The sequence below is a fragment of the Amorphoplanes friuliensis DSM 7358 genome, from assembly GCF_000494755.1.
Classification (GTDB): Bacteria; Actinomycetota; Actinomycetes; order Mycobacteriales; family Micromonosporaceae; genus Actinoplanes; species Actinoplanes friuliensis.
On record NC_022657.1, the window covers coordinates 7,043,521 to 7,068,148 of the forward strand.

Sequence of the window (24,628 nt, forward strand, 5' to 3'; positions counted from 1 at the left end):
CTTCAGTCGCGGAAGGTGCGGCGCAGACGGTCGGCGAGGCCCATCGGCCGGGGTGCCGTCGCGACGCGGGTGGCGCTTGTCGGCGTTGTGGGCCGCGACCGGCCGATCGGCTGGTCGTAGTCCGCGGCGGCGATCGCGTCGATGATCTGCTCGTCGCCGAAGTTCTCCGAGCCGGGGATCGACGAGACGAAGCCGACCAGGATGCCGTTCCGCATCACCTGCGCCTCGAGGCCGGCGGTGCCGTCGTTGTCCCAGATCGCCTCGCGGCCGTCGGGCAGCACGACCCGGATCCCGTACTGCGTGATCCCGGCGTGCGGCAGCTTGATGTGAGCGAAGACGTTACGTTCGCGCAGCGTCTCGACGACTCTCCGGGCCCGTTGCTCATCCATGCGGGCGACGCTAATCCGCCGAGCTGTGCGCACGCTGAAGACCGGCTGAGCCCTCGGTGAAAACCCGTAGCTCTGCGCGCACGCAACATGACCGCCTGACATAGATGCAGGTCACATCGACGGATGTTACTACGAGGTAACAGGAAAGTCACTGTGTTTCTTTCGCCGACCTCTTGACTTACTGTTCGGTAACCGGAGCGCTCCGGCCCCCACGTCCCCCGCGGATCCGGAGGCCACCCGATGAGCAGACGCACCACCGTCCTCGCCTGCCTCGTCACCTCGACCCTTCTCACCCTCGTCGCCGCCACACCTGCCGCGGCGGCGGCACCCCGATCCGAGTGGGACTACGTCGCGCTCGGCGACTCGTACTCCAGCGGTGTCGGCACCTCCGGACAGACCGGGCTGTGCCTGCGCAGTGCCAACGGCTACCCGGGACTCTGGGACAAGGCCAACGACCCGAAGACGTTCCGGTCGGTCGCCTGCAGCGGTGCCACCACCAGCAGCCTGCGGTCCAGCCAGCTGTCGGCTCTCGGCACCGGCACCGACCTCGTCACCCTGACGATCGGCGGCAACGACGTCGGCTTCGCCTCCACGGTGATCACTTGCACCCTGGTCAGCGACAGCGCCTGCGCCGCCAAGGTCGAGGAGGCTCGCGACATCCTCGAGAACGAGTTGCCGGCCAAACTTGATGCCACCTACGCCGACATCAAGAGGAAGGCACCGAACGCCAAGGTCGTGGTGCTCGGATACCCGATCCTGTTCGACGAGAAGAACGCGTACTGCGGTGTCGGCGGCATGAGCATCCCCAAGCGCAAGGCCATCAACGCGGGCAACGCCGAACTCAACGACCTCCTCGCGGCCCGGTCGCAGGCCGCCGGGCTCATCTGGTCGGACGTCGAGGACGAGTTCGCCGGCCACGGCATCTGCGCCTCCAGCCCGTGGCTCAACAACCTGACCGTCGTACCGCCACAGAACTCGTTCCACCCGAACTCCAGCGGCTACAAGAACGGGTATCTCCCGGCACTGTCGGGGTCGCTCGACTGACCGTCACACCCGAGGAGGCCCGGACCGGATCCACCACCGGTCCGGGCCTTCCTCTGTGCCGATCACGCTGCGGCGGCCACCCGGCCCACCGGGAACCGCACGCCGGTGAGGTCTTCCGAGACAGCCCAGAGACGTTGCTGCAAGGTCAGGTCGTAGGAGTCGGCGCTGGACGTGGCCGGCTTCGGGTGGCCGCGTGCCTCGTTCAGGCCGTCGGGGCCGTAGTACTGCCCGCCGAGAACGGACGGGTCGGCGGCGGCCCGCAAAGTCGGCAGAGCGCCCGCCGCCGCGGACTGGGTGAGCATCGGGGCGAGCCAGGCGACCGGCCGGCGAACGAGCGCCGGAGTGTTGCGGACCAGCTCGGTATTGGAGATACCCGGGTGCGCCGCCACTGCGACGGTGGTGCCGTGCGCGGCGAGCCGGCGCTGCAACTCGTAGGTGAACATCAGGTTGGCCAGCTTCGACTGCCCGTAAGCACCGATGCGGCTGTAGGAACGCTCCCACTGCAGGTCGTCGAAGTGGATGGCGGCCCGGATGCGGTGGCCGGTGCTGCTCACCGTGACCACCCGGGAGCCGGGCACGGGCAGCAGCAGGTCGAGCAGCAGGCCGGTAAACGCGAAGTGGCCCAGGTGGTTGGTGCCGAACTGCAGCTCGAAGCCCTCACGGGTGGTCTGCCTCGGGGTGTACATCACGCCGGCGTTGTTGATCAGCAGGTCGATCTTCGGGTGGTCGGCCCGCAGACCGGCCGCTGCGGCGCGCACCGACTCCAGCGAGCTCAGATCCAGCTCCCGTACGGAGACGTCGCCGTTGATCCGGGCCGCGGCCTGCTGGCCCTTCGCGGTGTCACGAACGGCCAGCACGACCGACGCGCCGTGCTCGGCGAGCTGCCGGGCGGTCTCGAAGCCCAGTCCGGTGTTGGCCCCGGTGACCACGGCCACCCGGCCGTCCTGGCGCGGAATCTGCTGCTCGGTCCACTTCATGTCGGGCTCCTAATGTACCGCCGGTAAGTTGTATCTCGACGGTAATGTACCGCCGGTACACTGTCAAGTGACCGCCGGTACCTAAGCTAGGATCGGCACCATGACCTTCCAGCGCGCACGCAGCGAGGAGCAGCGTGCGGCCCGGCGCCAGGCGATCCTGGACACGGCCTCGGCCATGCTCGACGAGATGCCCGTGGCCGCGGTGACCCTGAACGAGCTGAGCCGCCGGGTCGGCCTGGCCAAGACGGCGATGCTGCGCTACTTCGAGTCCCGCGAGGCGGTGCTGCTCGACCTCATGGACGACCGGACGGCAACCTGGCTCACCGAGCTGGAGCAGGAGCTGGCCGTCGTCGACCCGGACCGGTCCGGAGAGGAACGCGCGGAGCAGGTGGCCGACGTGCTCAGCCGGTCGCTCGCCGCCCGGACGGTTCTGTGTGATCTCTACGGCGCACAGGGCGGGGTGCTCGAGCACAACGTCTCGGTCGAGGTGGTCCGCCGGCACAAGCGGGCCTCGCTGGCCAACCTCGCGGTCATGGCCGGCCACGTCCGGAAGCACCTGCCCGAGCTCGGCGACCACGCCGAGATCTTCTGCCTGAACGCCCTGCTGATGGGTGGCGCGCTGTCCGCGTACACCTCACCGCCACCGAGCCTGCTGGCGGTCTACGAGTCGGAGCCGGCGCTCGCGGTCCACCAGATCGACCTGCGGTCGGCCCTCCGGCTCACCATCATCACGTCGCTGGTCGGCCTGCTCCCCCGCTCCTGATCAGTGGGAGTGGCGCCGCCAAGGGCCGCCGGGATAGTCGCGGGTGGCCGAGTGGCCGGCCGGGAGGTCGAGGACCTCGATCAGCGTGGGGTCGCCGTCGATCGCGTGATACAGGTGCCCGGTCTTGCCGCTGTCGTCGGCCGGGGCCCGTCCGACAAGCTCCCACACGCCGTCGTCGGCGTCGTGGGTGACCAGCAGGATCGGCTCGTGACCTCCGGAGACCTGCGGGGTCCGGAAACACAGGGTGCCCTGCACCCAGTGCTGCATCCACCGGGCCCGCCGGTCGCGCTCCATCACGTGGTCCGCCACCCACCACACGAACGGCAGATCCCGGTGAGCGCGAGCCTGGTCGGCCGTCAGGTGCGGCCCGCCCTGCGGGACCCGCTCGAACGGCTCGTCGGTGAGAGAGAAGGCGTAGTGGCCCTCGCGCTCGAACACCACGGCATGGAACGTCCCGCCACCCGGATTGCCCGCCCCGATCCCGACCGAGAACTCCGCAACCCGCGGTTCCGTGCCGGTGACCCAGCCGAAGGCGTACGACGCCAGCTCACCCTGCGGCCCGACGAACTCCCCGAACGCCCGCCGATCCATCCCGCTCGCCGCCGAATCGGCCACCTCGACGAACGAACCCTCCACCACCCGAACATCCACGCCGACAACCTAACGAACCCCACCCCAACCGACTCACGCACCCGGACTGGCCAACGCACGGACATGGCAGGGTGCGGGTGCCCGTTCATGAGCCGCCAGGCGATTGGGTGCCCGCGCCCGGTCTCGGCGTGAGCGACGGTCAGAACCCTGCAACCACGCACGACCTGATCCTGATCCTGATCTTGGCTTGGAAGTCGTCCGTTTCGGTCCTTTTGGGGGGCGACCCAAAGACGGGACACCTGCCAGGATCTCGCCATGGTCCGGGTTTATTCGTTGCTGGTGCTCATTGATCTGGCGCTGCTCGTGGTGGCGCTCATCGACTGTCTTTCGGCCGAGGAGGGTGACATCCGGGCGCTTCCGCGCATCGCCTGGGTTTTTCTCATCCTGCTCTTCTCGCCGATCGGGGCGATCGTCTGGTTCGTGGCCGGGCGTCCGGCTCGGGCCGTTCGGCTGAGCAACGGCACCAAATGGCGGCCCGGCAACGGATTCCCGGAGGTGCAGCGGCCCGGCACTTCGCGGGGGGACCGGCCCCAAGCGCCCGATGACGACCCGGAGTTTCTGGCCGATCTGGCGTCTTCGCTCAAGGACGACGAGTCGATGATGAAGCGCTGGGAGGCTGACCTGCGGCGGCGCGAGGACGAGCTGCGCAAGCGCGACGAGGGATAGAAAAATGGGGCCGCCCGAGGGCGACCCCATTTCCGTGCTAGTCCAGCAGTTCCTTGACCGTTCCGGCGGCGACCGTGTGGCCACCCTCCCGGACCGCGAAGCCGAGGCCGACGTCCATCGCGACCTCCTTGCCCAGGTGCACGGTCAGGTCGACCGTGTCGCCGGGCATGACCATCGGCAGGTCGCCGAGGTCGATGGCGCCCGAGACGTCCGTCGTGCGGAAGAAGAACTGCGGGCGGTAGTTCGCCACGAACGGCGTGTGCCGGCCTCCCTCTTCCTTGGTCAGGGCGTACATCGTGGCCTTGAAGGACTTGTGCGGGGTGACGCTGCCGGGCAGCGCCACGACCTGGCCGCGCTCGACCTGGTCGCGCTTGATGCCGCGGAGCAGGATCGCCGCGTTGTCGCCGGCCTCGGCGACGGGCAGCGACTTGCCGAACGTCTCCAGGCCGGTGGCGACCGTGGTCACCGTCGGGCCGAGGCCGACGACCTCGACCGGCTCGCCGACGCGGAGGGTGCCGCGCTCGATCTTGCCGGTGACGACGGTGCCGCGGCCGCTGATGGTGAGGACGTTCTCGATGGGCATCAGGAACGGCTCACCGAGCTCACGCTCCGGGACCGGGACGTAGGCGTCGACGGCGTCGAGGAGGTCCACGATGGACTGTGTCCACCGCGGGTCGCCCTCGAGGGCCTTGAGCGCGCTCACGCGCACCACCGGGACCTCGTCGCCGGGGAAGCCGTACTCGCTGAGGAGCTCACGCACCTCCAGCTCGACCAGGTCGAGCAGCTCCTCGTCCTCGACCGCGTCGCTCTTGTTGAGCGCCACGACCAGGTACGGGACGCCGACCCGCTGGGCGAGCAGCACGTGCTCGCGGGTCTGCGGCATGGAGCCGTCCTGCGCCGAGACGACGAGGATCGCGCCGTCCACCTGCGCCGCACCCGTGATCATGTTCTTCACGTAGTCGGCGTGCCCCGGCATGTCGACGTGGGCGTAGTGGCGGTTGGCGGTCTCGTACTCGACGTGGGAGATGTTGATGGTGATGCCCCGCAGCGCCTCCTCCGGCGCCTTGTCGATGCCCTCGAACGCGACGAACCGGTTGGCGGCCGGGTCGAGGTCGGCGAGGACCTTCGTGATGGCGGCGGTCAGGGTGGTCTTGCCGTGGTCGACGTGACCCATCGTGCCGATGTTCAGGTGGGGCTTGGTCCGGACGAACTGGCTCTTGGCCATGGAAATGTCCTCACTGGATGCGAGAAACGGGTGGGACGGGAAGAGAACGCGAGCCTTGCCCAGGGACGCGCGCCAGAACCGCGCAACTACCCTTCCCCGGGTTCTGCTGCGGCTTGGGGAAGGGTCAGATTCGCGTATCGCACGCGGGAGCGACCAGCAGGGAGAACCCTGCGGGCAGCTGCAGACCGGGTGCGAACATGGCGATCACGATAGGCGGTAACGCCGGGGGGTGCGACCTTATTTCATGCCTTGCCGATGTCGGCCGCGGTGGCCATGACGATGCGCGGTTTGCGGGCCGGGTCGAGCCACTTCAGCACCTTGAGGAGGTCGGCGCGGGCCAGGGAGACGCAGCCGCCGGTCGAGCCCTTGCCGTTGATGTGCAGGAAGATCGCCGAGCCCCGCTTGGTGTTGGCGGGCTTGCTGGTGACGAACTGCGAGCGGGCGGCGTCCCACTTGACGCTCGACGCGGCCGGGCGGTTGAAGTCGACCACGGCGGCGTACTCGTACTGCGTGGGGTACGACGCCAGGCGCTCCGCCTCACCCTTGCGCCAGGTGCGCTTGCTCGACAGCGTCGGCTGGAACATGTTGTACGTCTTGGCGTCCTTGTTGTCGCCGGTCCAGTAGTCGTTGCCGTCGGCCCGGGTGTATTTCACCTTGGTGCCCGGGTTGGCCTTGAGCCCGAACGCCATGGTGATGCGGAAGGTGCCCATCGGGGTGGTGCCGGTGTCCTGGACACGCTCGGAGGCCCACGCCCAGCCGTTGTAGCCGACGCGGGCCTTCATCGCGCCGTACTTCGCCGTCCACGTCTTGCCGTCGGCACCCAGCTGATAGGTGTAGGCGGTGGCGTAGCTCGAGCTGCGGGAGGCACCCGTGACGACGATGAGCTGCTGGGCGTCGGCGACGTTCTTGAGGCGGGTCGGGTGGTAGGCCGGGACCGCCGCGGCGTCGGCCGACATCGCACGGACCACGCCGAGGCCGAGCACCACAGCACCGATGACCAGACCGGCCGCGAGCTTCCTTCGCATAGTCCCGGGAGACTACCGGTCACCAGTCGAATTCGTTGCCCCTTGCGATGCCCCCGGCGGGCTGCCGGCCGGCGCCTTGGAAAAGCCACTCGAGGATCACCTGGTAGCGATGCCCGCGCGGCGGCGCGACGGTCCCGGTGCCGCAGTCGTGGGTCGCCGAATCCTTGCTGAAGCGGAGCCCGCCACAGACCTTCGGGGAGCCGACGGTACGCCCGGAGCCGACGTCCCGCACCGACAGCACGATCCGCCCGTCGCCGGTGCTGGGCACGGCGAGCAGGCCGTGGAACTGCACCTTGGCGCCGAGCGAGTGACAGGGACTGAAGACGACCGGCGTGCTGAAGTTGGCGACCGTGAAACCCCGGTTGCAGTTGTCGGGGCCGTACTTCTTGGCCTCCCGTACGGGGGTGCGGGGTGCCGGGGTGGTGGCCTTGGTGGTGCGGGGCGTCTTCTGCGGGCGTACCGGAGTGAGGGCCTGGGCGGCGATCGGCGGGCGCCGGGCGGTGTGGGTCTTGGTGGTGGCCCGGGGCGAGGGTGACCGGGAGGCCGCGGGTGGGAGCGTGGGGCGCAGCGTCGGCTGGACGACCTCGGCGGCGCGGCCCGGATCACCGTCGGCGCGGCCGAGGTGCCAGGCCGTCGTGGTCACACCGGAGGCGACCACGGCGGCCACGACCAGCGCGGTCATCGCCCACGGGCGGCCCCAGCGCCAGCTCGCGGCCTGGTTGCGGGGCTGCGGCGGGGGCAGCTTGCGCATGCCGGCCAGCGACGGATGAACGGGCCGCGCCGGCAAAGGTTCGGGCGGCGGCGACAGCGAGACCGGCGGCGGGCTGACCGGCGCGGGCTCCCGAGGAGACTTGTCCGGCTTCGGGAGGGCGGGCGCGTCGCCGGTCGCGCGGGCGACGTCGCTGAGGTCCGCGATCAGCTCGCCGGTGGTCGGGCGCAGGCGCGGTTTCTGCTCGAGGCAGCTGTTGATGATCTCCCACAGCGCGTCCGGGATGCCGTCGAGCCGTTCGGGCCGGCCCTCCAGGTGCAGCCGCATCAGGTCGTGGACGGTGTCGCTGTCGTACGGGGGACGCCCGCAGACCATCTCGTAAAGGAGCACCCCGAGGGCGTAGACGTCGGCGGCCGGGCTGGTCGCCGAGCTCTGGAACGCCTCGGGGGCCATGTAGTGCGGGGTGCCGACGACGGCGTGGGTCGTGGTGAGGCGCGGAGTGTTCAGCACCCGGGCGATGCCGAAGTCGGTCAGCCGGATCTCCAGCCGCCCGTCCTCGCGGTGCAGCAGGATGTTGTCCGGCTTGAGGTCGCGGTGCACGATGCCGAGGTCGTGCGCCTCGGCGAGGGCCGCCGCCACCTCGGCCGCGAGCCGGGCGGCCTCCCCCGGCGCCAGGGTGTGGTGCTCCCGCAGATGGTCGCGCAGGCTGCCGCCGGGCACCAGGTCCATGACCAGGCCGAGGGACTCCCCGACGCTGAACAGATCGCGGACCCGCACCACGTTGCGGTGGCGCAGCATCAGCAGAATCGTGCGCTCCTGCACGAACCGCGTGACCAGCTTCGGCTGGCGCAGCAGGCTCTCGTGCAGGAGCTTGACCGCGACGGGTTCGCCGGACGCGCGGTCGACGCCGCGCCACACCGTGCCGGTCGCCCCCTGCCCGATGGGCCGGATGAGAATGTACGAGCTGCCGACACACCTCCCGCTGAGATCGAGGGTCGACGCGCCGTCGGAATCCGGGCGTGCGCCGCTGCCCGTGGGATCCTGGTCCACCGTGGTCGTGTCCTTCCGGCCGATGCCTGCCAACCTTCGCAAACCGACCGGAATGATGCTGTTTGTCCGGATCAACTGGCAAGCTGCAGCGTCGGAGTTCGCAGCTGAGGTAGTTGTGGGGCACGACCCGTCACCGATGCACCAGCCCGTCGTTCATCGAGGTGGATAGCGCTTGACCAGGGAAAACGTCGATTCGGTGTGGCCCGCGGCCGACGACGAGGAAGATTTTGACTTCGTCGCCCGCGACGAGGAGGCCCTCGGTCCCGGCGTCCGCGCCCTCTGCGCGTCGCTCGGCGTCACCGGCGCGCCGTCCCGCTACCCGGCCGGATCACTTCCCGTGTACGCCGTGGGCGACGCCGTCCTCAAGCTCTTCCCGCCGGTGCACGTCGAGGAGCTGCCGGTCGAGGCGGGCGTCCTGTCGGCGGTCCAGGGCCGGCTGACCGTGCCGACGCCCGCGGTGCACGCCTCCGGCACGTTCGAGCGGTGGGGGTACGTCCTGATGGACCGGATGCCCGGGGTGCCGCTCGCCTCGGTCTGGCCGGACCTCTCCCCCGCCGACCGTGACAGCCTGGCCGTCCAGCTGGGTGAGGCGATCGCCTCGCTGCACGCCGTGCCGGTCCCGGAGATCGAGGACTGGTGGCCGGAGGACTGGCCCGAGTTCGTCGAGGACCAGGTCACCGGGTGCGCCGGGCGGCAGCGGGCACTCGGCCTCGACCCGGCCTGGGTCGCACAGATCCCGTCGTTCCTGGCCGGGGTGCCCCTCGGTGAACCCGAGCCGGTGCTGCTGCACACCGAGATCCTCGGCGAGCACCTGCTCGTGGAGGACGGGCGGCTCAGCGGGCTCATCGACTTCGAGCCGGCGATGCGGGGCGCCCCCGAGTACGACTTCGTCGGGCCGGCCGTGTTCCTCGCCGACGGCGACGCGCGGTTCTACGACCGGATGCTGCGGGCGTACGGGGCCGGACCGGACCGTGAGCTGCGGCAACGACTGATGGCCTGGACGTTGCTGCACTACTACAGCAACCTGGGGGCGTACCTGGAGCGGCTGCCGCCACCGGCCGAGCCGACGTTCGCCTCGCTGGCCGACCGCTGGTTCGGGAAGCTGTGACAGAAGTGAACAACCTCGGCCGGACGGTTGCTTTGGTGGGAAATGCCCGCGCCGCCCCGCGCTATTGCAGATAGTGAACGACATGGGTGTCATGGCTTATCCGCTCCGGTACGCATTGGCCGACCTGGCGCTGGCGCTCAGCCGGGCCTCCCAGGACGCCACCAAGGTTCGTGCCACCGCAGCCCAGGCCGCGGCCGACATGCTCGGCGACGGCGCGGGGATCCAGCTGCTGCGCGACGACGGCCGGTACGACGCGATCACGTTCCACCACGCCGACGACGAGCTCACCGTGCCGTACGCCCGGCTGCTCGACCGCGAAGGTGAACTGCCCGACGACGACTTCTCCACCGGTCTCGCCGCCAGCCGCCGCCCCGTGGTGCTCGCCGGCGAAGGCAGCGAACCGCTCACGGAACTGCCCCGGCCGCGCCACCAGGCGTACGTGGACCCGGGTGGCCACCCGCCGGCCGTGCACTCGGCCGTGCTGTGCCCGGTCATCGTCGACAACACCTACGCCGGTTACCTGGTGCTGGTGCGGACCAGCCCCGGCTCGATCTACACCGAGGCCGAGGTCGAACTGGCACGCGACATCGCCGGTGAACTGTCCCTGGCGCTGTCGTCCGCACGGGCCATGGAACGCCTCCGGGCCAGCGAGGAACGCTACCGGCGGGTGCTCGAGACCATCCCCGAGGGAGTCCTCCAGCTCGACGCGGAGGGCGTGGCCACGTACGCGAACGAACCGATCGGTGTGGTCCTGGGCCTGCCCCGCGCCCAGCTGGTCGGGGTCTCCCTGCGCGGCTTCCTCGACGAACACGGCCAGCGGGAGCTGATGCGCCGCCTCGCCGAGTGCCGCGCAGGCCGGTACACGGTCGGCGCGACCCGTCTCATGCGCGCCGACGGCTCCCAGCGCAGTGTCCGGATGAGCATGATGCCCCTGGCCGACGAACACGGCCAGCACGGCGGTGTTCTCTGCATGGTCACCGACACGACCGACCACATCGACGCCCGCGGTCTCAAGCGCCAGCTCGACCACCTGCGCCGGCTCGACAGCATGGGCCAGCTCATCGGCGGCATCTCGCACGACTTCAACAACCTGATGACGGTCGTCCAGGGCTCCGCCGACATGATCGCGACGACGACCGCCGAGGGCTCACCGCAGCACCAGATGGCCAAGGACATCATGGAGGCGGTCAACACCGGGCGGACCCTGACCCACCAGCTCCTGGCCTTCGGCCGGACCGAGGGCAACCGGCCGGAGATCATCCCGATCCCCGACCTGCTCACCGACGTCCAGAGCCTGTTCAGCCGTACGCTCGGCGAGCGCATCGGTCTCGACCTGGCGTTCGGCCCCGACGTCTGGCCCGTGCGAGCCGAACGCGGCCCGCTGGAGCAGGCACTGGTCAACCTGGCCGCCAACGCCCGCGACGCCATGCTGCACGGCGGCATGCTCCGCGTCGCCGCGACCAACGAGGTCGTCGAACCGGGGCAGCTCGCCGAGGGCGCCCCGACCGGCCGCCTCGTCCACATGGTCATCCAGGACACCGGCGTCGGCATGACCGACGAGACCCGCAGGCGTGCCCTCGAACCGTTCTTCACCACCCGCCCGACAGCCGCGGGTCTCGGCCTGGCCACCGCGGCCGGCATCGTCCAGGGAATCGGCGGGCACATCGCGCTGGAGTCGCAGCCGCGGATGGGCACCACGGTCCACCTCTACCTGCCCGCCGCCGAGGAACGCCCGGCCTCGGCCGTCGACCGCCGCACGTCCGTGATCGGCCGCGTCCTGATCGTCGAGGACCAGCCCGAGGTGGCCCAGCTGGTGCAGCGCCTCATCGCACCGGCCGGGTACGAGATCACGGTGGCGACCGATGCGCTGATGGCGGTCACCCAGGTGGCCTCCGGTGCGCACCCGGACCTGCTCATCACCGACGTCGTCATGCCGGCGATGACCGGACCCGAGCTGGCCTCGGCGCTGCGCACCCACCACCCGGACCTGCCCGTGTTGTACATGTCTGGGTACACCGCGGCCTCGCTCGGCCCGCAGCTGCATCTGGACGCGAACAGCATGCTGGTCGAGAAGCCGTTCACACGATCGACGCTGCTCGGGGCGATCCGGTCGCTCTGCGGCCCGCAGCCGCTCCCCGGCTCGACCGGCCAGTAAGGCACCGCCGCCCGGTCCCGATCCGTTCGCAGCGCAGCCGCCCGGTCCCCATCAGTCCGCATCCGTCGCCGGGCGGGGCCGGTCAGTCCGCATCCGTCGCCGGGCGAAGCCGGTCGGTCAGTCCGGGAGGTGACCGGCGCGGGCCTCGGCCACGATGCGGCGGGCTTCCTCGCGGGCCTGGCGGACGTGGTCCTCGGCCTGTTCCTCGGCCAGTTTCAGGATCTGCTCGGTTCGCTCACCCAGCCCGGCCAGCGCGGGCCGCGCGGGCCGCGCGGGCTGCGCCTCCGCGGGACGGGGAGCGTCACCGATGCTCATGATCAGCAGAGCCGCGCCGATTCCGAGCAGGACCAGTGCCGGCCAGCCGAGGGCGCGGCCGCCCAGCATGCCGATGCCCAGGCCCGCGCCCAGTCCGAGCGTCAGGGCACCCACGGTTCTCCGCATTCACCCTCCCCGATGTCGGGGTCAGCCTATGGGCTCGGTGCGCCCGTCCAGCGGGTGGGAGTCCTGGAGGGGCTTGAGCTCGAGCAGCTTCGCCAACCGTCCGGTGACCTGCCGGGCCTCCAGATGGAGGCGGGCGATGTTGAGGCCGCTGTCACCGAGCACGGCCAGCAGGGCGAGGTCGCCGACCGCGTAGACGGCCAGGTAACCCTGGTGGTTGCGGATCGTGCACTCGTGGAAACCACCCTGGTTCAGGGCGCTGCCGCAGGTCCGGCTGATGCCATGCGCACCCGCGGCCAGCGCGGCGAGATCGTGCGGCTCGGTGCCGGGCATCGTGTCGTGCAGGATCAGCAGACCGTCGACGCCGGCGATGACACACCCCTGCACGCCGGTCACCTGATGCCGCAGCGCGGAGAGCTCCCCGCGAATGGCCTTGTACTGCTGGTCGGTGGTCGCGCTGTGCACGTCTCGTCTCTCTTCTTTCGCTGCTTCAGAGGTGCTTCAGGCTGCCCAGGACCCGTTCGAGGACGGCCTCGTCGTTGCCGAACGGCTGCCCGAACATCCCCAGCCAGGCCGCGGGGGTGCCCGGCTCACCCGCGGTGGCCGCGGCGGGCAGGCCGTTGCGGTTGCCCGGCCGCCTCCGCGGCAGGCGTGGCCGTTCGTCTCCGGCTTCACCCTCGGCGTCGCCCACCAGCTCGGCAGGATCCGACGCCGGCTCAGCAGAGGCCGTGGTCGGCTCGGCAGAGGCCGAGGCCGGCCCAGCCGGGGCCGGGGCCGGGGCCGGGGCCGGGGTCGTGGCCGGCTCAGCCGGGACCGGGGCCAGGCCCGGGGCCGGCCCGACAGAGGCCGTGGCCGACTCGGCAGAGGCCGACGATTCCGGTCCCGGAGCCGGGATCGAAGTTGAAGTTGAAGCCGGAGCCGGAGCCGGAGCCGGAGCCTTCGAAGGTGGGCCGTGCCGGCCGGGCAGGGTCGGTGCGGCCGTCCGGTGGTCCGCCGTCGCCCGGTCGTCGGGCCAGCCCAGACCCGAGACGGTCCGTGCCGGCTGCACAGAGCCGGCCGCCGGCTCGGGCTCCGGGGGTTTGGCGTGGCGGCCGGGACGGTTCGCCGGGAGCGGTCCCTCGGTCAGGGCGCGGAACTCGCGGCGGGCCATGGCGAGGTTGGCGCCGGCCCGGCGGAGCATCAGGTGGGCGACCTGGTCGGAGCCGTCCTCGCCCCGGACGAGGCGGAGGACGTGGAACGCCGTTGTGCTGGTGATGAGGATGTCGTCGAGTGTGTCGGTGGCGTTCAGGCGTACCAGGGCCAGGGCGGAAAGCGCGACACCCGCCGCCGCCTTGACCTCCGCGGGGGCCGGGGGGTTGCCGCCGGTCCACCAGGTCAGCGCCGGAGTGCCGGCCGCGATGAGGGCCACACCGTAGGCGCCCGGGATGCGGACCGCGTTCTCCAGGGACATGTCAGGCGCCGAAGCCGTCTTCCAGTTGTTTCATCACGATGCGGGCCTGGGCGAAGAGCATGCCGACCTTCGTGTCGCGGCGGCAGACCAGGACGGCGACGATGTCCTGGTTCTTCGCGCTGCGCAGGAAGAGATGGACCAGGTGGTCGCTGTTGACGACGATTTCCTGGAAGTAGTGCCGGTCGCTCGTGACGCCGCGGCGGGCCTTGAAGATGTCCTCGATCATGACCACGTTGCGCCCCTGGAAGAGGTCGAACGTGGCCGCGGCCAGCAAGTCGAGAACTTCGCCGGGGTGGTCGTCGAGGGTGTCGACGGCGAGGAGCATCCCGGTCGACATGTCGACCAGGCCCGCCGCGACACAGTCGGGGACCAGCGCGCGGAAGTCCGCCACCGCGGTGGTGACGATCTCCGACATGCTGCGGGGCGGGGCCGTCATACGTCGAGGTCGGCTTCGATCTTGCGGAGCTGGTGCCGCGCGAGGCCGAGGTTGGCGCGGCTCTTGCTCAGCGCGAGGTAGAGGAAGAGGGCGTCGCCGCCGCGGGACTTCTCCAGCAGGCGGATCAGGTGGTACTGGCTGTCCAGTGTGATCAGCATGTCCTCGATCGAGTCGGACAGGCCGAGCATCTCGAGGGTGCGGACCTTGGCCCGGACGACGTCGGTGTTACCGGCCGCCGCGATGGTCATGTCCATGTTGGGGCCGCCGCCCAGCACGCCGAGGGTCAGGCCACTGGTGTAGTCGACGAGCGCGACACCGATGGCGCCTTCGATCGTCATCGCTTCCTTGAGGGACGTTTCGATGTTTGCCACGTGTCCTCCGCGGTGCTCGAGACCCCGGCCCGCCGTTTGCGCAGGGTGTTCGGGCCGGAGCAGTCCGGATCTTGCGCTGGCCAGCCTGGCACACGTTTTCATCGTGAGAAACCGCGCTGCCCGCATGCGCCTGGAGATCGAACTGAACATGGGTGGGCCCGTCCCCCGACCGGGGGATGGACACAGGATCAGTCCGAGGGGCCGAATCGACGCAGCCCGGCGGCGGCTCTGGCGAGCAGGTGGAACGCCTGGGCCTCGGCAGACGTGCCCGAGGCATCGAAGGTCGGCGATCCGCAGGCGCCGCGGACGACACCGTGGCCGTCGACTTCACGGGACGCCGCGGCGAGCAGATCCCGCCCTGTGTCCGCATAGCTCGCGGGGAGCCAGCCGTCCGCGGCGCCGGCCGACGCGGCGTAGGAGAACATCTGGGCCGCGTTCGTCTCGCGGAACGTCGACGGGTCGTCCAGCACGTCGTGGAAGAGCCCGTCGGGGCGGCGCAGGGCCAGGCAGGCGTCGAGCACCTCACGGGCGTGGGCAGCCAGAACGTCCCGCTGCGGCAGGGCCGGGACCAGGCGCAGGGTCCGGGCGATCGCGGCGACCACCCAGCCGTTGCCGCCGCCCCAGCGGTCGGCGCGGCGCAGCGAGCCGGTCTCCTCGGACCACACCGCGGCGTAGAGGCCGTCCCGGCACAGTCGCCGGCGATGCCCCTCGACCTGGGCGACCGCGAGGTCGGCCCGGCCGGAGAGCGCCAGGAACGGCACGACCATGTAAACCGTGTCCGCCCACACCTCCCGGCCGCCGAGCAGGTGGAACAGCGTGCCGTCGGCGGCCCGGGGTGCGTCGCCGGTCAGCCAGGCGAGTTGCCGCCGGGCCGCCGCCGCAAAAATCTCTCCCCCGGTACGCCGGGAAGCAGCGAGCACCGCCTCCCCGCACGCCGCCCCGTTGACCGCACCGGCCTCACCGTCGACGTCGCCGAGCCGCCCGTCCGCCGCCTGACGGGTGACCGCCGCCTCCGCGAGCAGCAGCGCCAGGTCGTGGCGGCCGAGGTCGAGGGCGGCCTGCGCGGCCACACCCTGCTCCCACGACTGCCGTTGCATCGCCAGCAGTGCCGTGAGGACGGCCTCCGGGGAGGTCATGCGAAGAGCGCGCTGACCGACTCGCCGTTGTGGATGCGCCGCATGGCTTCAGCCAGCGCCGGTGCGACCGACAGCACGGTCAGCTTGTCCGTACGGCTGGCGGCCGGGATCGGCACCGTGTTGGTGGAGACGATCTCCTCGATGTCCTTCTCCGCCGACAGCCGCGCGACCGCGCCGGCGGTGAAGAGCCCGTGGGTGCACGCCACGCGCACGCTGCGGACATTGCGCTCACGGAGGCGGTCGAGGAGCTCGAAGACGGTGCTGCCCTTGGCGATCTCGTCGTCCAGGACGATGACGTCGCGGTCGGCGACTTCACCGATGACCGAGCTGATCACGACCTTGTCGTCGGCAAAACGCTGCTTGGCGCCGGCCGCGACCTCGATGTCGAGCATCCGCGCGAAGGCCGCGGCCTCCTTGGCGTTGCCGAGGTCCGGGGAGACGACGACGGTGTTGCTGAGGTCGTACCCCCGGAAGTGGTGGGCCAGCTCGCGCAGGGCGTGCAGGTGGTCGACCGGCACGCTGAAGAACCCGTGGACCTGCGGTGAGTGCAGGGTCATCGCCAGGATCCGGTGGGCTCCCGCGGTCTGGAGCAGGTCGGCGACCAGACGGCCACCGATGGAGATGCGCGGCGCGTCCTTCTTGTCGCTGCGCGCGTACGCGTAGTGCGGCAGCACCACGGTGATCCGCCCGGCCGACGCACCTCGCGCGGCGTCGAGCATGAAGAGCAGTTCGACCAGATGTTCCTGGACGGGTGGGACGAGCGGCTGGATCAGGAAGACGTCTCGTTCGCGGCAGTTGCCTTGGAGTTGGACCTCGATGCAGTCATTGGCAAAACGGGAGGTTTTGGTGGGGAGCAGCGGCACACCGAGGTGCTCGCAGATCTCGGCCGCCAGTTCCGGGTGGGCACTCCCGGAGAACACCGCGATGTCACGCACGCCACCACCCTAAGGGCTCAGGGCCGGACACCGGCGAGCGACCTGCGGGGCCTGCCCGAGGTTGAGGTGTGTCCGTGGGTACCTGTGGTGAACGGATCTTCGCTAGCGTGAGGCCATGAACGGACTTGCCGTCGCCTGCCGCCGCGTGGTGCACATCTATCGGGCCGAGGCCGGTGACGTGGTCGCGCTGGCCGGTGTCGACCTCTCGATCGCGCCGGGTGAGACGCTCGCCCTGGTCGGGCCGTCGGGGTCGGGCAAGTCGACGCTGATCGCCCTGCTCGCGGGGCTGATGCGCCCGTCGGCCGGCCGGATCAACATCGGTACGTACGACATGGGCAAGCTGTCCGACGGTGAGGTGTCCCGGCTGCGCGGCACCGAGGTCGGCGTGGTGCTCCAGGGCGCTGCACGCAACCTCCTGCCGTACGCGTCGCTGCACCGCAACATCTGGCTGGCCCAGCGCCGCGCCGCGAACACGCGCGGCATCAAGCTCGACGACCCGGACCGCATCCTCGACCTCGTGGGCCTGCCGGGGCGCGGCCGGGCCCGGCTGGCCGAGCTGACCCCGGGCGGTCGCCAGCGGGCGGCCCTCGCCGTCGGCATCGCCGCGGGTCCGGGGCTGCTGCTGGTGGACGAGCCGACGAGCCGCCTGGACACGGCCGGTCGCAACGAGGTCCTCGAGGCCATGGAGACGGTCAACGCCGAGCGGCAGACCACGATCGTCGTGGTCACCCACGACAACGAGGTCGGCGCGCGCCTGGGCCGCGCGGTGACGATCCGTGACGGCCGGGTCGGTGCCGAGGGCCGCGACGGGCAGGACTTCGCGGTGGTCGCCGGTGACGGCACGGTGCAGCTGCCACCGGAGGTGCTGGGCAACTACCCGCCCGGCACGCTCTTCACCGTCGAGCACGAGGACGGCACGGTCACGCTGGTTCCGGGCGGCTGAGCACGGTTGCCCTGATCGTCACCGTGGAGTTGAGCGAGTTGGCGATGTAACACTCGGTGTGCGCCTGCTCGACCAGCTCGAGCACCAGCGCCTCGTCGGTGCCCGCGGCGACGTGGATGACCGGGGCCAGCTCGATCAGCTCGATCCGGGCCCGGCGCAGGTCCTCGCTGAGGTGCCCGGTCGCATCGTCGGTGTATCGGACGACGTCCAGGTGCCGCCGCGCGGCCAGCGACAGGAACGACAGCAGCTGGCACGAGCTCGCCGCCAGCACGACCAGCTGTTCGGGGTTGAGCAGACCGGCGTCACCCCGGAAGTGCGGGTCGGCGCTGAGCCGCAGCTCGACATCCGCGGGTGGTGCCGTCGCCGAGTGCGCGCGGGGATAGAAGCGGTAGCCCTCCCCCGTCGAGCCGTCCCACTCCAGCCGGGCTTGGTGCGTCAGTCGTTCCATCCGTTCAGCTTGACACCCGTCTAGCGCAGCAGAGTCGCGTCGCCGTCGGCGAGGTGCAGCTCGTGATCGCACGCTGCCGCCGCCTCCGGGTCGTGGGTGGCGAAGACGACCGCGGCCCCGCGGGCGGCCTCGGCCCGCAGCAGCTCGATGACCTTCTGCCGGTTGGCGGCGTCGAGCTCACTGGTCACCTCGTCGGCGAGGAGCACGTCGCCGTGCAGCGCCAGCCCGCGGGCGATCGCCGCACGCTGCTGCTGGCCACCGGAGAGCTCGTCGATGAGCTGGTCGGCCTGCGCCGCCAGGCCCACCTTCTCCAGGGACTCGCTGGTCCCACGTCGGGCGTCGGCCGTGGACCCGCCGGTGGCGATCATCGCCACCGCGACGTTCTCCGCCGCGGTGAGGATCGCCGCCAGGCCGTTCTCCTGCGGGATCAGCACCACCCCGAGCCCCACACCCTGGTCGCGGTCGCGCAGCTCCTCGCCGTCGACCAGCACCCGGCCGGCCGCCGGGCGCAGCAGCCCGGCCATGGCGGCGAGCAGCGTCGTCTTGCCCGCGCCGGACGGGCCGGTCACCGCGAGCAGTTCACCCGGGCGGACCGTCACCGTCACGTCGCGCAGCACCGGCACCCCGTCGCCGTACGCGACGTCCGCCGCCACGACTTCCAGCGTCCTCATCGGCCTTCTCCTCCGTTGACGCCCGCGGCGCGCACCCGGCGCCGCAGATCCCGGCCGGTCAGCAGAGCCACCCCGGCGAGCACGACGAGCATCAGCAGCGCGACGCCGGCCAGCACCAGCGGCCGCGGCCAGCCGGGGAACGGCAGCGGCGGCGGGTCGAGCCCGGCCAGCGGCAGCGTCCAGCCGGTGATTCCCCAGCCGGCGAGGGCGATGCCCACGCCGGTGACCACGGCGAAGAGCGCCAGGATCGGGTACGTCCACAGCGTCGCCCGCCCGGCGGCCTGCTTGCTCAGGCCCTGCGCCCGCAACGCGGACAGGTCCTCGATCCGCCGCGACCGGTCCACGGTCGCGGCCAGGATCAGGGCACCGGCCGCGAGCAGCGTCGACAGGACACCGGCGAGCACGTAGAACCAGAGCGCCAGCGCTGGGCCCTGCTCCCGCAACTGGTCGTTGATGTCCGAGGCACGGGTGTCGCCGGTGATGACGAGGCCCTGCGCGGCGAGGCGGTCCACGGCATCGGCCGGTGCGTCCGGCGCCAGCCACACCTCGGGCTGCGTGGCCCGGGTCGCTGCGGTCGCCGCCCGGTCGACGTATTCCAGGTCGCTCAGCACGGCGCGGACGCCGAGCCGCGGCACCGCGTCGAGCTGCGCGATCCGGGTCACGGGCAGCACCTCACCGTCCAGGCCGGTCACCGATTCCGGGTCCGCACCGCCGGTGGCCGCCACGGGCAGCGGGTACGGCGTGTCCACCGGCTGGATCCAGGCGCCGTCACCGAGCCCGTTCGGGGCGTCGAGGTCGACCCGGAGGCCGTCCGGCGCGGCGGAGAGCTTGCCGTGCTCGGTCATGCGCCAGCGGGCCGGGTCGGCGAGCTCGGTGGCGCTGACGGCTCCGGCCACCGGATTGATGCTGCCGATCGAGGTCACCGTCATGCTGCCGCGGATGCTGTTCGTGCCGTCGATGGTGGTGATCTGCAGCCCGTCGACGCGGCAGCGCTGGGCGCACACCGGTACGCGCAGCCCGTACCGGTAGGGGCCCGGCTGGAGCTGACCGAGCGCGACCACGCTGGAGCCCAGACCGGTGACCGACGTGACGGTCACGCTCAGCCGTAGCGGTGCGGTGTCCGACAGGCCGGTCGTGGTGACCTCGACGTCGACGTCCCGGCCGCGGATGACCACCGGTGCCGGGGCGTCGGGGTGCAGTGCCTTCCCGACCTCGGCCGCCGGCTCCTGTCCGGGGGCCCAGGCGGCGACGGCGGCCAGGCGCGTGGCGTCGACGGCGAGTCCGGGCAGCTCGTTCGTGCCGCTGCCGGGCGTGCGGGCGACCGCCATCGCGAAGGTGCCGTCCCGATCGGCGGCGCGGACCGCGGTGATCAGCTGCTGGGGCGTGGTGTCGGCGACCGTGAGGATGCGGGCCGCGCCCGTGCCGAGATCCGCCTGCACGGTCCGGTCCCGAGCGGCGACATCGGCGGCGCTGGCCGCGTAGGCCGCGACGGCGACGGAGGCGACCAGCATGGCGAAGAGCGTCCGGGCGCCGGTCCGGCGGGACAGCTGGAGGCCGGCCAGCGCCACACCGAGGTGACCGCGGCGCAGCCACCGGACGGCCGCACGTGTGACGATCGGCAGGAGGGCCCGGGCGACGATCAGGGCCAGCGCAAACAGGATCAGCGCCGGGGCGAAGAGTCCGGCGCCGGTCGGGTCACCCGAGAGCTGGAGCTGGACGCCGGTGACGATCGCCAGCAGACCGGCGACCAGGTCGAGGACGGGCGGGCGGCGGCCGGCCGTCGGCAGCCGGCGCAGCAGCACCGCGACCGGGCTGAGCAGCTGCCGGCGCAGGGCGAGCAGCGCGGCCAGCACGGCGGCGACCGCGGCGATCGGGGCGTATTGGAGTGACGACCAGGCGGCCGCCGACCCGGAGCCGGGGAAGACGGCGGCGGCGATCAGGTTGACGAGCAACTGCCCGGCGAGACAGCCGAGCAGGGAGCCCAGCAGGATGGCGAGCAGGCTCTCGCCGGTGGCCAGCCACCAGCGTTCCCACCAGCGGGTGCCGCGCAGGGCCACGACGGCGAGCTCCGGGCGGCGGCCGTCGGCGCCGTAACCGACCGCCAGGAAGATGACAAAACACGAGAGCAGCACGAGCGGCACGGCGATGACCGGCACGATCGTGCGGGCGGCGGCACGGCCGCTGTCGATGCGGGCCAGCAGGTCGGGGATGCCGGTGTCGGTCTGAACACCGGCGCCGATGTCGATCGTGACTTTCCGGACGCCGTCCAGGGCCGCCTGGACATCGTCCAGCTTGTCGACGTCGAGGGCACCCGGCCGGGCGGCGCTGTCGATGGACAGTGTGGTGGCGCCGTGGTCCATCAGGTTGAGCGTCTCGAAGTCCGTGAAGACCGGCTCACCCGGACGCGGACCGGGGTCGGCGGCGAAGTAGCCGTGTGTTCCCCAGTAGATCTCGTCCGGCCGGGGCACCCGGTAGACACCCGCGACGGTGACCCGCCTCGGCTCACCCGACGGGATGAACTGGGGGGTCCGCGGGTCGTCGCTGAACTTCGCGAAGGTGAGCTCGATGCGGTCACCGGCGGCCAGGGAGCGCCGCTTCGCCGTCGCCTCGCCGATGACCACCTCACCCTCGCCGATCAGGCAGCGACCGGTGACCATCGTCAGGTGCGGGCAGACGTCCTGGCGATAGACGAAGCGTGACCGCAGTTTCGGGTCCGGCTCGATGCCCAAAGTCGCGTACTCGGCCGCGTACACGTTGGTGAAGCCGGGGAAGGCGACGATGGCCGGACCGAGGTTGGAGAAGCTGAGTGTGGCGCCCTCCTCGGTTTTGCGGGCGTCCTCGAGCTTGCTCACCACCAGGCTGCGCTCGCGCGGCAGGGCGGTGGCCACCTGACCGGCCGCGACGGCGCGGTCGGCCGCCTCGACGTAGGCGGGCGCGGCGACGGCGGCCGCCACGCTCACCATCGCCAGCAGCACGAGGGTCACCGCCTGACCGCGGCGGCTCCACATCATCGCCAGCACCAGGGAGATCATCGGCCGCTCCGGCGCAGGGTACGGACGAGGGGACGGACCGACAGCCAGCCGGTCACACCGAGCACGAGCAGGGCCACCAGGCCGGCCAGGAGCAAGGCCGCGGCACCGAGGGCGCCGGGAGGGGGCACGAGGTTCCAGCCGTCGGTGAACGGCCGGACCTGGACGCCGACGGCGGGACGGGCGATCGCCGCGGCCACGAGACCGGTCAGCAGCCCGGCGACGACCAGCGCGCCGCTCCCGGCGTACCCGATGGCGACCGCGTTCTTCAGCGACATGCCCTGCACCCGCAGCGCGAGCAGCTGCTCGGCCTGGCGGCCGCGTTCGACGGCCGCCGCGACCGCCATGGCTGCGGCGGCGAGCAGCAGGCCCACCGACGCCGCGAGCAGCGCGAACGTCGCGGCGACGGCGGTGCCCTGGTCACCGAGGAGGGCGGCCCGCTCCGGCACGTCGTCCGAGCCGAGGATGGTCAGGCCGTTGGCACGCAGGGCGTCCACCACGGAATCAGGTGCGTCCGCGGCCAGCCAGACCTGGAAAGTTCCGCCGAGGTCACCCTCGGCCGCCACCCGCCGGGCCGTCTCCAGATCGACGAGTACGCCGTCCCGGCCGACGACGGGCAGCACCGAGGCGGTCCCGGCGACCCGGACGCGGACAGCGGCGCCACCGAAGGAGTAGAGGATCGGGTCGCTGAACTGCCAGGCGGGCGGCGACTCACCGGCCAGCACGATCGGCAGCGGCAGGGCGGCGTCCACGGCGTACACCTTGTTGCCGACCAGCGGGACGCCCGCCTCGTTGCGGTCCATCACGAGCTTCAGGCGGCCGTCCGCGGCGAAGACGTCCACGCCGGCGCCGCGGAAGTCGGGCCGCCACCGGCGGGAGTCGCCGAGGGCCGCTCCGTCGAGGACCGTCCCGTCCGGCCCCTGCTGGCTCAGCCCGGTCAGGGTGACGGCGGCGGAGACCGGCGGAAGCGCGCTCTCACTGTCCGTGCCGACGAGCTGCCAGCGCACGAGCCGGCAGCCGGGCGCCTCGGTGCAGCCCTCCACCGGTCTGCGGACCGTGTGCTCACCGCGCTTCAGCGGTCCGAAGGTGACAACGTGGGCGATGCCGGTGCCCTCGTGCTGGAGGACGACCGAGACCCGGATCGGACCCTTGGCGTCGTTGGTCATCCGCAGGGTCAGCCCGGTGCCGGTCACCATCGCCGGCGGGGGCAACGGCTGGGCGTCACCCGCCTGAGCCAGTGTGGTCAGCGAACCGTACTCGGGACGCCAGCGGGTGATCGCGGCGAGCCGCGAGGTGTCCACGGCGACCACCGGGGGCACGCTCTCGCGGTCGATGACCGCGGCCATGGCGTTCTTCCCGCCCGGGTCGGCCCGGCGAACCGCGGCCTCCAGCGCGGTGCGGTTGGAAGCCTGCACGCTCAGGACCCGGGTGGCGCCGAGCTCGACCTCACTGCGCTGGACGCGGGCCTCCCGTCCGGCGGACCAGACACCGGCGGTGCTGACGAAGATCGCGACCGCCACCGCGACCAGGGCGAAGACGCGGTCGATGCCGGGCCGCCGCGACGCCTGTGCCGCGGTGAGACCGAGCCGCAACCGGCCGGCGTGCAGGGCGGCACCACCCACCCGGTCGGCGAGACGGCCGAGCAGGCGGGCGAACAGCAGGGCCACGGCGAGGGCGACGAGGGCCGGTGCGACCAACGCCAGGCCACCGGTGCTCTGCCCCGCCCGGACCTGGTAGGTGGCACCGACCGCCACCGCCAGCAGGACCAGGTCGATGACGTCGGCCCGCCAGTCGCGGCGCCCGGACGCCGCCCGGCCGATCAGTCCGGCGACCGGGATACGCAGCACGGCCGCCTCGAGCACGGTGAGGACGAGCAGACCGCCGAGCAGGGTGGCGCCGACCGCGGCGGCGGCGAGCCCGAGTGCGAGGAGGCGGTCGTCGTCGCCGCGTACGGGACCGGCGAGCAGCCGGGCCAGCAGGAAGCCGAGGGGTGCACCGAGCAGCGCACCCGCGAGCATCGGCACGAGGTGCTGGCCCAGCGCCAGCCCGAGCAGACCCCGGCGTGTGCTGCCGCGCAGCTTGAGCAGGGCGGCATCTCCGCGGCGCTCCCGGCCGGTGTACCGCCCGGCCAGCCCGATCGCGAAGAGGCCGAGGACGAGCACCTGGCCCAGGGCGACGACCACGCCGTCGCGGATGGTGTCCCTGTCCCGGGCGATGGTGGCGAGCAGCATCCAGGTCGGGTTGACCAGCCGCAGGTCCGCCTGCGTGAACGCGCTGTCGGCGGCCGACAGCCGGGTGCCCAGGTCGAAGCCGTCGTCGCCCCGGATCAGCTCGGCCGGCACCTCGACGTCGTAGGTGATGGTCGGCCCGGTGAGCTGGTCGTCGGTGAAGGTGTCGAGAACGGTGAAGGCCGGCTCGATGCCCCCGTTGGCCCGGTACAGCTTGTTGCTCCAGTAGGAACCGGCGGGATCGACGACCACGTAGGTGGCGACGACCTTCAACGTCACCGGCAGGGTGTTCTGCGAGGCCTGCACCTTCAGGCTGTCACCGAGCCGCAGTCCCAGCTGCTCGGCGGCGTCCTGGCTGATGGCCCCCTCGTACGCGGCGGCCGGGCAGGATCCCCCGGTGAGCCGGACGTGGTCGCAGAAGTTCTCCCGGTAGGACACCGACATCGACGGCCGCGCGTCACCCCGGTCGACCGCGAGACCCACGGTCATGCCCAGCACCGGCTGGAGCCCGGTGAGCGGCAGCAGCCCGCGGACGGCGCCGGCGAACGTCTCGACGGCCGGCTCCGGCAGACCGTTGGTCGACGCGATCTTGCGGACCGAGAGGGTGCGCTGCGAGGCGGGTGCCGAGGCCACGTCGCCGTCGGCCGCACGCGATCCGGCGGCCAGGGCGTACCAGGGACCCGCCGCGGCGACGGCGGCGATCAACCCGGTCAGGACCAGGAGGGTCAGCGCCTGGGCCAGCCGGGCGCGCACGGCGCCGAGCACGAGCGCGAGCATCGAT

The 24,628-nt window shown here is 71.7% G+C and carries 23 protein-coding genes; 6 read left to right on the plus strand and 17 right to left on the minus strand.

The annotated features are described in order from the left end of the window. Positions 1-2: 2 nt before the first annotated feature. Entirely contained in the window at positions 3-389 is a 387-nt protein-coding gene (locus tag AFR_RS32550; protein ID WP_023561072.1) for a hypothetical protein, read from the minus strand. Between the two features lie 240 nt (positions 390-629). Here AFR_RS32550 and AFR_RS32555 point away from each other — a divergent pair, with 240 nt between their 5' ends. Continuing rightward, positions 630-1,433, plus strand: a complete 804-nt coding sequence (locus tag AFR_RS32555; RefSeq protein WP_023561073.1) for an SGNH/GDSL hydrolase family protein — start codon at positions 630-632, stop codon at positions 1,431-1,433. A gap of 62 nt (positions 1,434-1,495) precedes the next feature. Here AFR_RS32555 and AFR_RS32560 read toward each other — a convergent pair whose 3' ends face one another. Further along, on the minus strand, positions 1,496-2,410 hold the full coding sequence (locus AFR_RS32560; protein WP_023561075.1) for an SDR family NAD(P)-dependent oxidoreductase: 915 nt from the start codon (positions 2,408-2,410) through the stop codon (positions 1,496-1,498). Positions 2,411-2,510: 100 nt separating this feature from the next. Here AFR_RS32560 and AFR_RS32565 point away from each other — a divergent pair, with 100 nt between their 5' ends. Further along, positions 2,511-3,173, plus strand: a complete 663-nt coding sequence (locus AFR_RS32565) for a TetR/AcrR family transcriptional regulator (protein WP_023561076.1) — start codon at positions 2,511-2,513, stop codon at positions 3,171-3,173. On the opposite strand, the gene AFR_RS32570 is transcribed toward AFR_RS32565, so the two are convergent. Continuing rightward, positions 3,174-3,824, minus strand: coding sequence for a hypothetical protein (locus AFR_RS32570; RefSeq protein ID WP_041841315.1), 651 nt, complete (start codon positions 3,822-3,824; stop codon positions 3,174-3,176). A 255-nt stretch (positions 3,825-4,079) separates the two neighbouring features. Here AFR_RS32570 and AFR_RS32575 point away from each other — a divergent pair, with 255 nt between their 5' ends. Then, positions 4,080-4,490, plus strand: coding sequence for a PLD nuclease N-terminal domain-containing protein (locus tag AFR_RS32575; protein WP_023561079.1), 411 nt, complete (start codon positions 4,080-4,082; stop codon positions 4,488-4,490). 37 nt (positions 4,491-4,527) lie between these two features. Here the strand turns inward: AFR_RS32575 and tuf are convergent, their stop codons facing one another. The 3 genes from tuf to AFR_RS48515 all read right to left on the minus strand — a co-directional run bounded on the left by tuf (position 4,528) and on the right by AFR_RS48515 (position 8,499). Continuing rightward, positions 4,528-5,715 (minus strand): elongation factor Tu, encoded by a 1,188-nt coding sequence (gene tuf, locus AFR_RS32580; protein WP_023561080.1) that lies wholly within the window; start codon positions 5,713-5,715, stop codon positions 4,528-4,530. A 242-nt stretch (positions 5,716-5,957) separates the two neighbouring features. Then, on the minus strand, positions 5,958-6,740 hold the full coding sequence (locus AFR_RS32585; RefSeq protein WP_023561082.1) for a L,D-transpeptidase family protein: 783 nt from the start codon (positions 6,738-6,740) through the stop codon (positions 5,958-5,960). A gap of 19 nt (positions 6,741-6,759) precedes the next feature. Continuing rightward, complete coding sequence (locus tag AFR_RS48515; RefSeq protein WP_052359856.1) at positions 6,760-8,499, minus strand: serine/threonine-protein kinase; 1,740 nt, start codon at positions 8,497-8,499, stop codon at positions 6,760-6,762. Between the two features lie 172 nt (positions 8,500-8,671). On the opposite strand from AFR_RS48515, the gene AFR_RS32595 reads away from it, so the two are divergent. Together AFR_RS32595 and AFR_RS32600 are read left to right on the plus strand one after the other, a co-directional pair. Continuing rightward, the gene (locus tag AFR_RS32595) at positions 8,672-9,607 is read left to right on the plus strand and encodes a phosphotransferase family protein (RefSeq protein WP_023561084.1); all 936 of its coding nucleotides are present in this window, start codon (positions 8,672-8,674) and stop codon (positions 9,605-9,607) included. Between the two features lie 82 nt (positions 9,608-9,689). Further along, positions 9,690-11,762, plus strand: coding sequence for a response regulator (locus tag AFR_RS32600; RefSeq protein WP_023561086.1), 2,073 nt, complete (start codon positions 9,690-9,692; stop codon positions 11,760-11,762). 117 nt (positions 11,763-11,879) lie between these two features. On the opposite strand, the gene AFR_RS32605 is transcribed toward AFR_RS32600, so the two are convergent. The 7 genes from AFR_RS32605 to AFR_RS32635 form a co-directional block, all read right to left on the minus strand. Next, complete coding sequence (locus tag AFR_RS32605) at positions 11,880-12,203, minus strand: hypothetical protein (protein WP_148308130.1); 324 nt, start codon at positions 12,201-12,203, stop codon at positions 11,880-11,882. Between the two features lie 21 nt (positions 12,204-12,224). After that, complete coding sequence (locus AFR_RS32610; RefSeq protein ID WP_023561088.1) at positions 12,225-12,665, minus strand: roadblock/LC7 domain-containing protein; 441 nt, start codon at positions 12,663-12,665, stop codon at positions 12,225-12,227. 25 nt (positions 12,666-12,690) lie between these two features. Next, positions 12,691-13,650 (minus strand): hypothetical protein, encoded by a 960-nt coding sequence (locus tag AFR_RS46915; protein WP_023561090.1) that lies wholly within the window; start codon positions 13,648-13,650, stop codon positions 12,691-12,693. Between the two features lies 1 nt (position 13,651). Next, positions 13,652-14,086, minus strand: coding sequence for a hypothetical protein (locus AFR_RS32620; RefSeq protein WP_041841317.1), 435 nt, complete (start codon positions 14,084-14,086; stop codon positions 13,652-13,654). Continuing rightward, positions 14,083-14,457, minus strand: a complete 375-nt coding sequence (locus AFR_RS32625; protein ID WP_023561092.1) for a hypothetical protein — start codon at positions 14,455-14,457, stop codon at positions 14,083-14,085. Before AFR_RS32625 ends, AFR_RS32620 begins: the two co-directional genes overlap by 4 nt. A gap of 188 nt (positions 14,458-14,645) precedes the next feature. Continuing rightward, a complete protein-coding gene (locus AFR_RS32630) occupies positions 14,646-15,593 on the minus strand; it encodes a glycoside hydrolase family 88 protein (RefSeq protein WP_023561093.1) in 948 nt (315 codons plus the stop codon). Then, the gene (locus tag AFR_RS32635; RefSeq protein ID WP_023561094.1) at positions 15,590-16,528 is read right to left on the minus strand and encodes a ribose-phosphate diphosphokinase; all 939 of its coding nucleotides are present in this window, start codon (positions 16,526-16,528) and stop codon (positions 15,590-15,592) included. Before AFR_RS32635 ends, AFR_RS32630 begins: the two co-directional genes overlap by 4 nt. A gap of 115 nt (positions 16,529-16,643) precedes the next feature. Between AFR_RS32635 and AFR_RS32640 the strand changes: the two genes are divergently transcribed. Then, on the plus strand, positions 16,644-17,471 hold the full coding sequence (locus AFR_RS32640; protein ID WP_023561095.1) for an ABC transporter ATP-binding protein: 828 nt from the start codon (positions 16,644-16,646) through the stop codon (positions 17,469-17,471). On the opposite strand, the gene AFR_RS32645 is transcribed toward AFR_RS32640, so the two are convergent. From AFR_RS32645 to AFR_RS32660, 4 genes are read right to left on the minus strand one after another with little or no spacing between them, the layout of a single operon-like run. Then, positions 17,449-17,919 carry an OsmC family protein gene (locus AFR_RS32645; protein ID WP_023561096.1) on the minus strand — a complete coding sequence of 157 codons (471 nt, stop codon included), beginning with the start codon at positions 17,917-17,919 and terminating at the stop codon, positions 17,449-17,451. The two genes, AFR_RS32640 and AFR_RS32645, sit on opposite strands and share 23 nt — an antisense overlap. Positions 17,920-17,939: 20 nt before the next feature. Continuing rightward, entirely contained in the window at positions 17,940-18,590 is a 651-nt protein-coding gene (locus tag AFR_RS32650) for an ABC transporter ATP-binding protein (protein ID WP_023561097.1), read from the minus strand. After that, a complete protein-coding gene (locus tag AFR_RS32655) occupies positions 18,587-21,622 on the minus strand; it encodes an FtsX-like permease family protein (RefSeq protein ID WP_023561098.1) in 3,036 nt (1,011 codons plus the stop codon). Before AFR_RS32655 ends, AFR_RS32650 begins: the two co-directional genes overlap by 4 nt. Continuing rightward, on the minus strand, positions 21,619-24,624 hold the full coding sequence (locus tag AFR_RS32660; RefSeq protein ID WP_023561099.1) for an FtsX-like permease family protein: 3,006 nt from the start codon (positions 24,622-24,624) through the stop codon (positions 21,619-21,621). Before AFR_RS32660 ends, AFR_RS32655 begins: the two co-directional genes overlap by 4 nt. Between the last annotated feature and the right edge of the window lie 4 nt (positions 24,625-24,628).

What these genes read in the sequence shown, in the direction of transcription:
- AFR_RS32550 (WP_023561072.1), bottom strand. Translation starts at nt 389, where the DNA reads ATGGATGAGCAACGGGCCCGGAGAGTCGTCGAGACGCTGCGCGAACGT.
- AFR_RS32555 (WP_023561073.1), top strand. Translation starts at nt 630, where the DNA reads ATGAGCAGACGCACCACCGTCCTCGCCTGCCTCGTCACCTCGACCCTT.
- AFR_RS32560 (WP_023561075.1), bottom strand. Translation starts at nt 2,410, where the DNA reads ATGAAGTGGACCGAGCAGCAGATTCCGCGCCAGGACGGCCGGGTGGCC.
- AFR_RS32565 (WP_023561076.1), top strand. Translation starts at nt 2,511, where the DNA reads ATGACCTTCCAGCGCGCACGCAGCGAGGAGCAGCGTGCGGCCCGGCGC.
- AFR_RS32575 (WP_023561079.1), top strand. Translation starts at nt 4,080, where the DNA reads ATGGTCCGGGTTTATTCGTTGCTGGTGCTCATTGATCTGGCGCTGCTC.
- tuf (WP_023561080.1), bottom strand. Translation starts at nt 5,715, where the DNA reads ATGGCCAAGAGCCAGTTCGTCCGGACCAAGCCCCACCTGAACATCGGC.
- AFR_RS32585 (WP_023561082.1), bottom strand. Translation starts at nt 6,740, where the DNA reads ATGCGAAGGAAGCTCGCGGCCGGTCTGGTCATCGGTGCTGTGGTGCTC.
- AFR_RS32600 (WP_023561086.1), top strand. Translation starts at nt 9,690, where the DNA reads ATGGGTGTCATGGCTTATCCGCTCCGGTACGCATTGGCCGACCTGGCG.
- AFR_RS32605 (WP_148308130.1), bottom strand. Translation starts at nt 12,203, where the DNA reads ATGCGGAGAACCGTGGGTGCCCTGACGCTCGGACTGGGCGCGGGCCTG.
- AFR_RS46915 (WP_023561090.1), bottom strand. Translation starts at nt 13,650, where the DNA reads ATGTCCCTGGAGAACGCGGTCCGCATCCCGGGCGCCTACGGTGTGGCC.
- AFR_RS32620 (WP_041841317.1), bottom strand. Translation starts at nt 14,086, where the DNA reads ATGACGGCCCCGCCCCGCAGCATGTCGGAGATCGTCACCACCGCGGTG.
- AFR_RS32630 (WP_023561093.1), bottom strand. Translation starts at nt 15,593, where the DNA reads ATGACCTCCCCGGAGGCCGTCCTCACGGCACTGCTGGCGATGCAACGG.
- AFR_RS32640 (WP_023561095.1), top strand. Translation starts at nt 16,644, where the DNA reads ATGAACGGACTTGCCGTCGCCTGCCGCCGCGTGGTGCACATCTATCGG.
- AFR_RS32645 (WP_023561096.1), bottom strand. Translation starts at nt 17,919, where the DNA reads ATGGAACGACTGACGCACCAAGCCCGGCTGGAGTGGGACGGCTCGACG.
- AFR_RS32650 (WP_023561097.1), bottom strand. Translation starts at nt 18,590, where the DNA reads ATGAGGACGCTGGAAGTCGTGGCGGCGGACGTCGCGTACGGCGACGGG.
- AFR_RS32655 (WP_023561098.1), bottom strand. Translation starts at nt 21,622, where the DNA reads ATGATCTCCCTGGTGCTGGCGATGATGTGGAGCCGCCGCGGTCAGGCG.
- AFR_RS32660 (WP_023561099.1), bottom strand. Translation starts at nt 24,624, where the DNA reads ATGCTCGCGCTCGTGCTCGGCGCCGTGCGCGCCCGGCTGGCCCAGGCG.